Source organism: Woronichinia naegeliana WA131, from assembly GCA_025370055.1.
GTDB lineage: Bacteria > Cyanobacteriota > Cyanobacteriia > Cyanobacteriales > Microcystaceae > Woronichinia > Woronichinia naegeliana.
The window spans coordinates 3,949,763-3,962,557 of the sequence record CP073041.1; the positions used below are offsets into that span (position 1 = coordinate 3,949,763).

General features: G+C 39.5%; 10 protein-coding genes and 3 pseudogenes. 8 read left to right on the forward strand and 5 right to left on the reverse strand.

The genetic code is table 11. The features are described from left to right. Positions 1-43 precede the first annotated feature (43 nt). The 4 genes and pseudogenes from KA717_20010 to KA717_20025 all read right to left on the reverse strand — a co-directional run bounded on the left by KA717_20010 (position 44) and on the right by KA717_20025 (position 4,045). Positions 44-1,078 carry a hypothetical protein gene (locus tag KA717_20010; protein UXE58374.1) on the reverse strand — a complete coding sequence of 345 codons (1,035 nt, stop codon included), beginning with the start codon at positions 1,076-1,078 and terminating at the stop codon, positions 44-46. A gap of 84 nt (positions 1,079-1,162) precedes the next feature. Next, complete coding sequence (locus KA717_20015; GenBank protein ID UXE58375.1) at positions 1,163-1,741, reverse strand: hypothetical protein; 579 nt, start codon at positions 1,739-1,741, stop codon at positions 1,163-1,165. A gap of 138 nt (positions 1,742-1,879) precedes the next feature. After that, positions 1,880-2,803 carry a class I SAM-dependent methyltransferase gene (locus tag KA717_20020; GenBank protein UXE58376.1) on the reverse strand — a complete coding sequence of 308 codons (924 nt, stop codon included), beginning with the start codon at positions 2,801-2,803 and terminating at the stop codon, positions 1,880-1,882. Positions 2,804-3,229: 426 nt separating this feature from the next. Beyond that, positions 3,230-4,045, reverse strand: a pseudogene (locus tag KA717_20025) (ISAs1 family transposase). A 93-nt stretch (positions 4,046-4,138) separates the two neighbouring features. Between KA717_20025 and KA717_20030 the strand changes: the two are divergent. The 3 genes and pseudogenes from KA717_20030 to KA717_20040 all read left to right on the forward strand — a co-directional run bounded on the left by KA717_20030 (position 4,139) and on the right by KA717_20040 (position 6,615). Further along, positions 4,139-4,462 (forward strand): annotated as a pseudogene (locus tag KA717_20030) (ISAs1 family transposase). A 93-nt stretch (positions 4,463-4,555) separates the two neighbouring features. Beyond that, positions 4,556-5,683 carry an ISAs1 family transposase gene (locus KA717_20035; GenBank protein UXE58377.1) on the forward strand — a complete coding sequence of 376 codons (1,128 nt, stop codon included), beginning with the start codon at positions 4,556-4,558 and terminating at the stop codon, positions 5,681-5,683. A gap of 35 nt (positions 5,684-5,718) precedes the next feature. After that, positions 5,719-6,615 carry an ISAs1 family transposase gene (locus KA717_20040; protein ID UXE58378.1) on the forward strand — a complete coding sequence of 299 codons (897 nt, stop codon included), beginning with the start codon at positions 5,719-5,721 and terminating at the stop codon, positions 6,613-6,615. 327 nt (positions 6,616-6,942) lie between these two features. Here the strand turns inward: KA717_20040 and KA717_20045 are convergent, their stop codons facing one another. Then, on the reverse strand, positions 6,943-8,022 hold the full coding sequence (locus KA717_20045; GenBank protein ID UXE58379.1) for an IS1 family transposase: 1,080 nt from the start codon (positions 8,020-8,022) through the stop codon (positions 6,943-6,945). A gap of 356 nt (positions 8,023-8,378) precedes the next feature. On the opposite strand from KA717_20045, the gene KA717_20050 reads away from it, so the two are divergent. From KA717_20050 to KA717_20070, 5 genes and pseudogenes are all read left to right on the forward strand, one after another. After that, a complete protein-coding gene (locus KA717_20050) occupies positions 8,379-9,047 on the forward strand; it encodes a hypothetical protein (protein UXE58380.1) in 669 nt (222 codons plus the stop codon). Beyond that, a complete protein-coding gene (locus tag KA717_20055) occupies positions 9,017-9,457 on the forward strand; it encodes a hypothetical protein (GenBank protein UXE58381.1) in 441 nt (146 codons plus the stop codon). Before KA717_20050 ends, KA717_20055 begins: the two co-directional genes overlap by 31 nt. A 378-nt stretch (positions 9,458-9,835) precedes the next feature. Continuing rightward, entirely contained in the window at positions 9,836-10,795 is a 960-nt protein-coding gene (locus KA717_20060; GenBank protein UXE58382.1) for an SAM-dependent methyltransferase, read from the forward strand. A 71-nt stretch (positions 10,796-10,866) separates the two neighbouring features. Then, positions 10,867-11,925, forward strand: coding sequence for an ISKra4 family transposase (locus tag KA717_20065; protein ID UXE58383.1), 1,059 nt, complete (start codon positions 10,867-10,869; stop codon positions 11,923-11,925). 45 nt (positions 11,926-11,970) lie between these two features. Then, positions 11,971-12,675: pseudogene (locus KA717_20070) on the forward strand (transposase). Positions 12,676-12,795: the final 120 nt, after the last annotated feature.

Consider the following 12,795-nt stretch of genomic DNA (forward strand, 5'->3'; position numbering starts at 1 on the left):
TCCCCTATTGTAGAAGGTTCGGTCTAATTCGCCGCTAATCGCCTTAAACAGGATTGGGTTGGGCTTCTAAATAGACGAGGAATTCTAATAGTTCTTCATCTGAAAGCAGTTGCCGCGATCGCTTGCCATAGGTTTGCAACAGATAATTACGACCTTGATCACTTGTCCAGCCCAAGCGTTTCAATTCCACATTGCTACGGGAAATAATTTCAGAGAAGTCAATGGGGGCATTCGGATCAATCCCCAAGGGAGTCACTTTAGAGGGTTCAGCCGTTTCGGGAACTTCAGGAATTTCAACTGTTTCAGACACTTCCGATTCAACGGGCGTAACGGAGATCGCTGCTTCTGTGGTCATTGCCAAGGGTTCCTGAAGCGTTTCCAGAGGAAGAGGGACTTCTTCCGGCGGTGACAAAGATAAAACCGGCTCTAGGATTTCTGGTAAAGGTAGGGGTTCAGGAGACGACAAAACAAGTTCTGGTTCCATCGTTAGAGTAAGGGCCGGAGGTGGGGTTAAGGTTAATGCTGGTGCGGGTTCTGGGGTTAATACGGGTTCCGCCGCTTCAGCCGAGGATTCTAGGGGCAGAGCCGCCCGTGCTTCTTGCTCAATGACAGAAGGGACAGTAGTTGAAACATCGGGAATAGCAATTTCGGGAACAGTAATTTCGGGAATAGCAGCTTCTGGCTCTGAGATTAAAGGCATCACTTCTGCCTTTGCCGGAGCAACTTTGGCTGTTTTTCGGGGGGTTTTCGGTACAGGAAAGGATTCCGAGACAGCAGGGGGAGTGGAAAGAGGGGGAGAAGTAGGAAGGGTGGGAGGAATGGGAAGAGCGGGGGGAATGGGAAGAGCAGTAGGTTCAAGGGTAGCGATCAGGTTGAGATCCAATAGGGATAAAGCTCTCAATCTTGCCTGATCTTCTGCGTCTTCAAGCTTGGCGGCGGCGGCTAACCCACTGGCTAAGGGGATATTTTCTACCTGAACTATCGCTCGAACGATGTAAAGCCCATGATCAATCATTAACAGTTCACTAGTCAAACTGCCCTGGGGATATTGCTGACGAAACTGACTCAACATAAGCACTGATAAACTGACTGTTTTCTATCCTAACAGACTCTTTACCTAGGGCTATTAATATTGCTGTCGTTTAGATGCACAGCAACTCATCTATACCTCGGCTGTTTTGGTCATCAATCCTTCCTTACGATTTAACTTAAAAAAGGCAACAAATCTTTGAACTGATTCAACATCTGATTTAACTTTTCTCATCATGATCTTCATTTTCTTTAATAAACTTCTTTCTGAAACCTCTGGAAAAAGGGCATACATACCAGAAGCGGCATTAAAATCAGCAAATGGTTCAATGCGAGTAAAGATAAGAAGTCCAGGGTAGGCCGTTTGACTGAGATTGATATTAATGATTTTTAACTCCTGATTATTATTCAGAAGATCACTCAAAGTAACGGTCGCATTAACCGGATCGGTTTCTGTTATTTTAAACAAAGATGTGTAGGATAAACCCTGGGCAGCAAGTATTTCTGTTTCTATCTCTGTTTTCTTGGCTGTCTCATCTTCTTGGTATCTCTGGACAAAATTTTTACCCTCAACTTGATACTCAAAAATGCTAAAGTCCATGACAAAATTAAGTTCTTCCTCTGAGTCTAGAACCACAGTTGTTCCTTCTGTAATGCCCAGTAATTTACCAACGACTTTGAGACTTTGATTGTCTGTAAACTTTTCTATCACTTTTTCGCTTAATTTTTGGGCAATGCCTCGATATTGCTGATATTTCCGAATCCGTATTTTTTGATCTTTGTCTGCTTTTGACCATGAAGTAAACATGTGCTTGCCCTTATTAATTTAGTGTTTCATTGTTCAAGATTTTTAAGCCGACACTCTGGCGATCGCGGTACGATGACGCGAACTATTCGGCATAATTTCCACTTGATCAAAACCGGCGGCTAGTAATTCCTGTTCCAGATCCAAGGCAAAGTATTGATCCATAAAGGGTTCAGTACTTTTAAGTAAAGTCATCACGTAGGGAGGCATGGTCAGATAGGCCTGGGAACGGGGATTCATATCCATCAGGGTAAAACAACCGCCAGGAGCAACTAAACGACGAACTTCACGAAAAATACGACGGGTGGGTTCCTGAGGCATTTCATGGAAAAGGAGAAAGGCGGAAACTAAATCAAAGGATTGATCGGCTAATCCAGTTGCTTCAGGTAAGGCATGAATCCAATCAATATGAGTTTGCTTTATCTGTCCGTTATAGTGGGCAAGGGCGATATAGTAAGGGGAAAAATCTAAGCCTGTCACTTTTGCATGGGGATAACTTTCTTGCAAAATAAAAGTGCTTAAACCAACGGTACAATGTAAGTCTAAAATCTGCTTAGGTTCATAACTTAATTTTGCCTTAAGAATATCGTGATAGCTATCTCTTAAACAGCGATCGCCCTTGGCTCCGGCTTCAGGATAAAGACTAGAATGAACTGCATTAGCGGCTACCTCAAATTCAAAGGCCGCATCCCAACATAAATGGCCTTGATCGTAGCCATGAAAGGAGGCTTGGTAATAATCGGGATAGCTTAAATCGGCATTATGAAGCGTAGCCCAATCGCTTTGCCAGTCATGATTCTGCAACTGATACACGGTTTCTCGCCAGGGAATCCCTAACCGTTCTGCCCGTTTGATCATCATACTGCGGGCCTGTTTTTTGGCGATCGCCCAGATAGGTTTAATATTTAATAGTCCACTGACTAGTCGAGTGGTCAAATCGGGGGAAACAGCTAGGGGACTTGCAGTCATAAATAAGGAAAAATTTTAAACAACTAAATTTATGGTTGACTATGATATCATAATTGTGCAGACAGAATGATCGTTTCTATATTACGTTTGATGTGAGTTAAAATAACCTAATAGTCAGCAAGGGTTTTAGCCCCCCCTTTAATTAGAGAAAGCATCAATTAAACGAGTTTATGCCATTCCATGCCCCAACTCACATCAGGCGTATATTTTTCAACAATTCTTTAAAGACAAAAATGACGGTATTTGGGTATTGGCACTAATCAACTTACTTTGGGGCGCATGCACTAAGGGTTGCGTTGCTTTCAGACTTGGGCTTTTCTGCTTATCATCATACTATGCTGATGTGATTTAAGAGAGTAATTATTTTGTAGGGAGTCGCTCACATTCTGGATGGAGAGCGAGGTCGTTTTACAGGGCAAACGCATCTTATCCGAGTAAAACCTTAAGGAGATAGTCCTCGTCCCAACCAGCGCGTAGCCGTTTATTCTTGATACCAAGTTTCAGAGTATTTTCCTTTGTGAGCAAGTTAAGAGCGATATGGCGTAAGACGGCTAAATTCTCAGGAGCAAAATCCTTACGAATGCGACAAGCATCCTCGTTGAAGGCCAAGTCTAGAACCCAATGTAAAGAGTTTTCTATCAACCAATGACTACGAACAGATTGGGATAATTTTTGAGCATTACTCGGCAGGCTACTGATATAGTAGCGAGTCTCATACTCTGTTTTGTCTTTCAATCGTCTCTCCGCTTTAATCATACAGATGCTCGTCAACTTTGCCCATTTCTCCGCACCCAGCAAAAATTCTGTTTGTTCCATCGTCCAGCAACGGCGAATTTCAATCCGTCCATGTCCCTTGTCTATTGTTTGATGAAAATCATGCTTAATTCCCACAAAATTAACCGATTGAGCATGAGCAAATAATTGTTCAACATCCTCACATAAATTACCTTGATTGCCTTTCAATGCCAAAACATAATCTCCCCCTCGCCCTACTATCTGTTGGGCAATCTTTGTCTGAGTTCCCATGGCATCAATCGTTACGATACAACCTTTGACCTCTAGCATTTTCAGGAGTTTAGGAATCGCCGTGATTTCATTCGATTTGCTTTCCACCTTGCACTGTCCTAGTACTAGACGATTTGCTGTTGCCCATGCACTTACCATCTGAATTGCGCCCTTTCCGTTGGCATTGTCATAGGAGTGGCGAAGGGTTTTGCCGTCAATCGCTATCACTTCTCCTTCAGGGCGAACGCATCTAAAAATGATACAGATACAAGAACATTATAGAGGGATGGATAAGGGAAAATAAGGGAAAGTGCATAGAAAACAAAAGCGATGAAACTCCGACCCAAATATAGACTGGTAGAACACTTTGCCGAAATAGATGACCCTCGCATCGAACGAACAAAACGGCATAAACTCATTGATATTCTAACGATTGCCATCTTAGCCGTCATTTGTGGAGCAGAAGGTTGGGTAGCCATGGAAAGTTTCGGCAAGGCTAAACATCAATGGCTAAAAAAAATTTTGGAATTGCCGAATGGCATCCCCTCCCACGATACGTTTGCGCGTGTATTTGCTAGTCTGAATCCAGAGCAATTTCAAGACTGTTTTCTGCATTGGGTCAAAAGTATAGCGGAGGTAAGTGAAGGAGAAGTCAGGGCGAACGCATCTAAAAATGATACAGATACAAGAACATTATAGAGGGATGGATAAGGGAAAATAAGGGAAAGTGCATAGAAAACAAAAGCGATGAAACTCCGACCCAAATATAGACTGGTAGAACACTTTGCCGAAATAGATGACCCTCGCATCGAACGAACAAAACGGCATAAACTCATTGATATTCTAACGATTGCCATCTTAGCCGTCATTTGTGGAGCAGAAGGTTGGGTAGCCATGGAAAGTTTCGGCAAGGCTAAACATCAATGGCTAAAAAAAATTTTGGAATTGCCAAATGGCATCCCCTCCCACGATACGTTTGCGCGTGTATTTGCTAGTCTGAATCCAGAGCAATTTCAAGACTGTTTTCTGCATTGGGTCAAAAGTATAGCGGAGGTAAGTGAAGGGGAAGTGATAGCGATTGACGGCAAAACCCTTCGCCACTCCTATGATAATGCCAACGGAAAGGGCGCAATTCAGATGGTAAGTGCATGGGCAACAGCAAATCGTCTAGTACTAGGACAGTGCAAGGTGGAAAGCAAATCGAATGAAATCACGGCGATACCCAAACTCCTGAAAATGCTAGAGGTCAAAGGTTGTATCGTAACGATTGATGCCATGGGAACTCAGACAAAGATTGCCCAACAGATAGTAGGGCGAGGGGGAGATTATGTTTTGGCATTGAAAGGCAATCAAGGTAATCTATGTGAGGATGTTGAACAATTATTTGCTCATGCTCAATCGGTTAATTTTGCGGGAATTAAGCATGATTTTCATCAAACAATAGACAAGGGACATGGACGGATTGAAATTCGCCGTTGCTGGACGATGGAACAAACAGAATTTTTGCTGGGTGGGGAGAAATGGGCAAAGTTGACGAGCATCTGTATGATTAAAGCGGAGAGACGATTGAAAGACAAAACAGAGTATGAGACCCGCTACTATATCAGTAGCCTGCCGAGTAATGCTCAAAAATTATCCCAATCTGTTCGTAGTCATTGGTTGATAGAAAACTCTTTACATTGGGTTCTAGACTTGGCCTTCAACGAGGATGCTTGTCGCATTCGTAAGGATTTTGCTCCTGAGAATTTAGCCGTCTTACGCCATATCGCTCTTAACTTGCTCACAAAGGAAAATACTCTGAAACTTGGTATCAAGAATAAACGGCTACGCGCTGGTTGGGACGAGGACTATCTCCTTAAGGTTTTACTCGGATAAGATGCGTTTGCCCTGCCTTTGGAAGAGTATTTGGAATGTTAGAAACAGAAGAACTAGAAAAAAGTTTTCTGAGCTGGATAAGCAGTCTAACGGAGAAAATGGACATAGAGCTGATACAGATAGATGGAAAAACGAAAAGAGGTTCTTATGATAGGGAAAAAGGACTAAATGCGTTACACAGCATAAGTGCGTGGAGTAGTGAGCGGGGACTGATGTTAGCGCAAAAGAAAGTAGATAGTAAATCTAATGAAATAAAAGCAGTCCCCTTGTTACTGAAGTTACTTAACATCAAGGGGGCAGTAGTAACCCTAGATGCAATGGGAACGCAGACAGAAATCGCAAAACAAATAAAGCAAGGTGAAGGTGACTATGTATTGGCTCTCAAAGGAAATCAGGGCAAACTTAATAAACAAGTTAGGGATTGGTTTAAACAAGCGGTCGCTCAGAACTGGCAAGGAATTGAATACAGTTATCATGAGAAGACAGAAAAAGGACATTACCGTTTAGAAACTCGTCAAGTCTGGACAGTGTCAATCAATCAGCTTTCCGCATTGCATCGCCAAAATCAGTGGGTCGGTTTAGCAACTGTTGTGATGGTTAAAAGTAAAACTCAATTCGGTCATAAAACAACAGAGACGTTTCGCTATTATATTAGCAGTCTTCCTACGGATGCCGAACGTCATAGCCATGTGATTCGTTCTTACTGGAGTATTGAAAATAGTCTGCATTGGGTTTTAGATGTCACTTTTAATGAGGATGCGAGTCGAGTGCGTCAAGGTAATGCGGCTGATAATTTGGGCTTGCTCCGTCGTTTAAGTATTAATTTGCTTAAACATGAGCCATCTCAAAAAAGCTTGAAGATGAAGCGTTATTTGGCGGCGATGGACAACAATTTTCTTCTACAGGTTTTAGCAGCTAGTTCACGGGAGTGATATTCATGAGTATATTTAGCTTCAAATAGGGCTTGCTGAAAAAGTCCACAAAACGAACCTAGATGCCACAGGGCGCGAAAAATGGTGACTTCAGAGCTCAGTTTCCAGTTTTACCTCACATTTTTCCAGCAAAGTGCATGGATTTTGAGCCTCCAAATGCCATAGCCTTGCATCTGATCGTTTGTAAAATGCCTGAAAGTATTGTCTAGCAAGGATTTCATCCTTATTCAGCAAGCCCCAAATAGGAGGATTGGCAAAATATTGACACCAACAATTAGGCACTGGTATCGTCTAGCTAGAAGCTATAAACGTTGCAATACAAGAGGTTCAACAAATCAGGCGAATTTGGAGTAAGTCCTCCCAAGTTAACCCTTTTTGAATTATACCGAGAGCTACCGCAGGAACTTTTTTCGTCGTAAAATGGCTGCGAACAAAGTTATGAACCATCCAGAAAATATCTAGCACTCGCTGTAATCCCACAACAGATTTAGCATAAGTATTTGTTCGACGACGAAAGGCGGCTAAATAGCGTCGGATAGAACTATTAAATGCCTCAACGTGGTTGGCATGAACATCCTTGTCTTCTGGTTTTTCTGTTGTCTCAGGATGTTCAGTTTTCGGAGTTTCTACTTTCTCTAGTTTACCCTCAGAATCTCGACGTTTACTACTCTTATTTTTTAATCTTACCACCATACCCTTCGGTAATACTTTGGTGGAACGACCTCGCTTCCCAGTCCTTAATACTTCGTGACAAATATTAAATAGCAGTTGACTATATCGCTTTTCTCCATCTGTAAATAACTGGAGAGATTCTGCACTCCTTTCAAATAATTCCGCTACCGTCATCATTGCTTCTAGAAATAATTTCTGCTCTTTTTTACCACATTTTAAATGCCAAATAAAGCGGCTTGCCCTGTCCATGAGCACGATTGTCCACCCCTCAGAGGCACTTGCTTCTTTATTTTTTCCAACTTTTGTGTATAGTTCATCCCCTTCTATTACTAATTTAACAAATTCATTCACTAAGGCGTATAAAAATAATGTCTCTTGTAATCCTGATAATTTCTTTTCCCAATTCAATATTGTTGTTTTTGCGTAGCCGAATACTCGGGCTGCTGCATTTAATCCTATTCCTTCCATTCTGGCTTTTAATACTTTTACAATTTCACTTAATGGGGTTTCTAAGCCAGCGATTACGCTACCATAAGTCTCAGCAAAACAAGAACCACATTCTTGACAGATGAACATTTTACGTTCCCCGTTACCTTTCGTTTGGTAATGAGAATGTATTTTTACTTTTTCACTATAGCAATGAGGGCAGTTTTTCTGAAATAAGGCTTCCTCTTTCTCTTGAGGTAAGCCAATATCACTTAGGAGGTCAATTGAGCTTTTATTCAATGTTGACATTGCTTTCCGTTTTCCCTTTCTTTAATATAATGACAATAATAATAGTATAACAAAAACGGGAATATGTCCAGTCGTAAGTTATTTTCTATTTTCTCAAAGCCTTACACCATAACTTTTTCTAGCTTTGATCACACGATACCAGTACCAACAATTATGAATTAGCGAAATTACTTAATCTTTTAGAGTTTAAGTTGATTTTCTTCTCTTTTGGAACTGGTATCGTCTGATCAAAGTTGGAAAAAGTTATGGTGTAAGGCTTTGAGAAAATAGAAAAATAGTTTAAGACTAGACATCGGCCCATTTTTATTGTACTATTATTATTGTCATTATATCAAAGAAGAAGGAAACAGAAAACAATGTCAATATTAAAGAAAAGCTCTATGGAAATCCTGAATGATGTTGGCTTGTGCCAAGAGAAAGAGGATGCCTTATTCAAGAAAAACTGTCCTCATTGCTATAGTGAAAAAGTAAAAATACATTCTCATTATCAAACGAAAGGTAACGGGGAACGTAAAATGTTCATTTGTCAAGAATGTAGTTCTTGTTTTGCTGAGACTTATGGTAGCGTAATCGCTGGCTTAGAAACCCCATTAAGTGAAATTGTAAAAGTATTAAAAGCTAGAATGGAAGGAATAGGATTAAATGCCGCAGTCCGAGTATTCGGCTACGCGAAAACAACAATATTGAATTGGGAAAAGAAATTATCAGGATTACAAGAGACATTATTTTTATACGCCTTAGTGAATGAATTTGTTAAATTAGTAATAGAAGGGGATGAACTATACACAAAAGTTGGAAAAAATAAAGAAGCAAGTGCCTCTGAGGGGTGGACAATCGTTCTCATGGACAGGGCAAGCCGCTTTATTTGGCATTTAAAATGTGGTCGAAAAGAGCAGAAATTATTTCTAGAGGCAATGATGACGGTAGCGGAATTATTTGAAATGAGTGCAGAATCTCTCCAGTTATTTACAGATGGAGAAAAGCGATATAGTCAATGCTATTTAATATTTGTCACGAAGTATTAAGGACTGGAAAGCGAGGTCGTCCCACCAAAGTATTACCGAAGGGTCTTGTGGTAAGACTAAAAAATAAGAGTAGTAAACGTCGAGATTCTGAGGGTAAACTAAAGAAAGTAGAAACTCCGAAACCAGAACATCCAGAGACAACAGAAAAACCAGAAGAAAAGGACATCCATGCCAACCACGTTGAGGCATTTAATAGTTCTATCCGACGCTATTTAGCCGCCTTTCGTCGTCGTACAAATACTTATGCTAAATCTGTTGTGGGATTACAGCGAGTCCTAGATATTTTCTGGATGGTTCATAACTTTGTTCGCAGCCATTTTACGACTAGAGAAGTTCCTGCTGTAGCTCTCGGTATAATTGAAAAAGGGTTAACTTGGGAGGACTTACTCCAAATTCGCCTGATTTCTTGAACCTCTCGTATTGCAACGTTTGTAGCTTCTAGCTAGACGATACCAGTGCCTCTCTTTTTAGTTTTTGATATAGTCTATTTTTAAGCTAGATTTCTTTTTTGATTCCACTCTACTAATATGCGATTACCCTGGAAATGGATAGGGGGCGACTTTTGTTTTATGTAACCTTTAACGGTGGAACGGCATATCTTAATGTTGATAATTTGATTAACATTCTTGGTATTGATATAGAAGAGTTCTAATGATAGATTTAAAAGACATATCGTTATCAACAAACAATCAGGTTGAAAAAAGCTACTCTAAATCAATTTCTTTAGAGCATAGGAAAAAATTTGCCCAATTCTTCACTCCTTTTCAGTTAGCATCATTAATGACTGATTGGTTGTTAGGAAACCAAAATCTAAACACTGTTTTGGAACCAGCTTTTGGGCTTGGCGTTTTTTCCAGAGCCTTACTAAGCAAAAATCCGAGCTTTCGATTAAAGGCTTTGATATTGATGAAACAATTTTTGCAGAAGCAAAAGAGATTTTTCACGATATACCAAAAGTTGACATTCATTTAGAAGATTATATGTTCAATGATTGGAACAATAAATATGACGGTATTATATGCAATCCACCCTATTTTAAGTTCCACGATTACGACAATAAAACAATCTTGAATGAAATTGAGAATCATTTAAAAATAAAACTTAATGGCTTTACAAATATTTACGCACTTTTTCTGCTAAAGTCTATTTATCAGTTAAATACCAACGGCAGGCTTGCCTATATAATTCCTTCTGAGTTTTTAAATTCAGATTATGGCAAACTTGTAAAATCGGCTCTAATCAAAAACAAAATTTTAAGACATATTATCGTTTTCGACTTTGAAGAAAATGTTTTTGATGATGCCCTAACAACTGCCTGTATTCTCTTCTGCTCAAATGATAAGAATTATCAAAAAGTGAAGTTTTCGACAATCAAAAAAATTGATGAATTGGAAAATATTCAGGCCTACATTGCAAACTATTATGTTAAAAGTGATGATAATTCTACATATACCTATAATGAGCTTGACCCAGAAATTAAGTGGCGTAAATACTATCAAGCACAAAACGGAATTAAATATAAAAATTTAATTCCTTTCTCAAGTGTTGCTAAAGTTGTTCGTGGAATTGCAACAGGGGCAAACGAGTATTTTATTTTTTCAAAATCAAAAGCAAGTCAGTATGGAATAGATGAAAAGTATTTACTTCCTTGCATTTGCAAAGCGATTGACGTTAAAGACAACTTTTTTACAAAAGATAAATTTAATTCCTTGGTTAATGCCGACGGGAGCATCCCAAATTTGCAGTAAGTATAAATGCTTAGTTACAAAGAAGGGAAAAGGGGATAATCTAAAAAGTTATAAAAATTGGAGTACAAAAAATGAACGTTGAAGATAAGCAAAAATTAGACGACCATCTCAAAGCTATCGCAGAAATCATGGTCAGAAATACGCAAAAAGAAGACTTGAAAAGCTTTGAAAGTATAGAACTAGCGGTACGAGAGCAAATGTTGACGGTCGTAAGTCCAGCTATTGGCCGTTTTTTTTGTGAAACAGCAACAGGAACAAAAGCAGGAAGAGAAAGAACAGTGGACAGTATTATCGGAAAAGTAAAAATTACAGAAAAACAGGCGAAAAAGCTAGGGTTAGAAAAAAATAAACAAGTGAGTCCTTATTTAGAAAAATGCTGCTTAAATATTGTAGCCTGTGAGTCATTTGAGAGAGGAGAAAAAACAATCAAGATGACGACGGGAATGTCCATCTCAAAAAGCAGTCAACACCGATTAGCATTAGGGTATGAATTTCAAGAAGCTCAAGGTAAAGGGAAAATAGAAAGTCTAAGCATAGATGGCGGAACAGTAAGAATACGAACGAGCGTAGGCGAAGAAAGTATCTGGAAAAATTATAAAGCAGTAAGCTTACATGGTCAGGTATGTGCGGCATTTTTTCAAGCGCAGGAAGAATTAATCGCTTGGACAAATAATCAACCATTAGCGAGAGTAGTAACTTGCTTAGGAGATGGACATGATGGGATTTGGAATCTGATAGAAAAGATAAGGGATAAAGACGAAAGAAGGGAAGTATTGGATTGGTATCACTTGGTGGAAAATATCCATAAAGTGAAAGTTTCAAAAAAGGTAAAGAGGCAAATAGAGACGTACTTATGGCAAGGGGAGCAAGATTCAGCAATTAAAGAATTGAACGGTTCAAAACAAAAGGAAGCAATTAACTTCATCAATTATATGAAGAAACATGAAAGCAGAATGCCAGATTATGGACTCTATCAAGACTTAGGTATCTGCATTGGCTCAGGAAGTGTAGAGTCAAAAATCAAACAAATTGGCAAGAGAATACAAATAGCAGGGGCTTGTTGGAAGTCAGAAAACGTTCCTCAAATATTGAGATTACGCTGTGCTTATCTCAATGAAGCTATTGCCTGAGTACTTTTACTCATTGCAAATCTGGGATGCTCCCGAAAAGGAACAAAAAAACAACTAGGATATATAAAAAGAAACTTGTCTGATATAGAAAAAATGATAGAAGAGGGAGCAAAGTTAGAAAAACTAACGAAAAAAGAGCAAGAAGAGCTTGTAACGATAGGAAAAGTGTATGAGCAACAGTTAGAAATGTATGAAAAAAAGACAAATAAAGTAGAAAACAGAATTGTGAGTGTAAGCCAACCTCACGTGCGTCCAATAGTGCGTGGAAAAGCGGGAAAAGCAGTAGAGTTTGGAGCTAAAATATCGGCAAGTAATGTGAATGGCTTTGTCTTCTTAGACAAATTAAGTTGGGATAATTACAACGAATCGGGAGATTTACAAGCGCGAATAGAAGAATATAAAAGGGAAACAGGATGTTATCCGGAATCGGTTCATGTGGATAAAATCTATCGAACAAAAGCGAATCGAGCTTATTGTAAAGAAAGGGATATAAGAATGAGTGGTCCCCGATTGGGAAGACCGCCGAAAGAGGTGAGCAAAGAAAAAAAGAAAGAGGCACGCTCAGATGAAAGAGTGCGTAATGCCATTGAGGGTAAATTCGGACAGGGAAAGAGGAAATTTAGTCTTGGTCGAGTGATGGCCAAACTACCTGAGACCTCGGAAACGGTAATTGCGATGAACTTTTTGGTAATGAATCTTTCTACTCTACTTCAGAAGACAAAAAAGAAAACAAAAAGTAAAAAGTTGTAGAGTCGTTTTTCTTGTGAAAAATGGTGTTAATTTTCCTCTCTTTTGTGAGGAGTGATTTGTGTTGACCTTTTTAGACAGAAAGGAACAATAGATTAAACAAAATCTGTATTTTGATTTGTT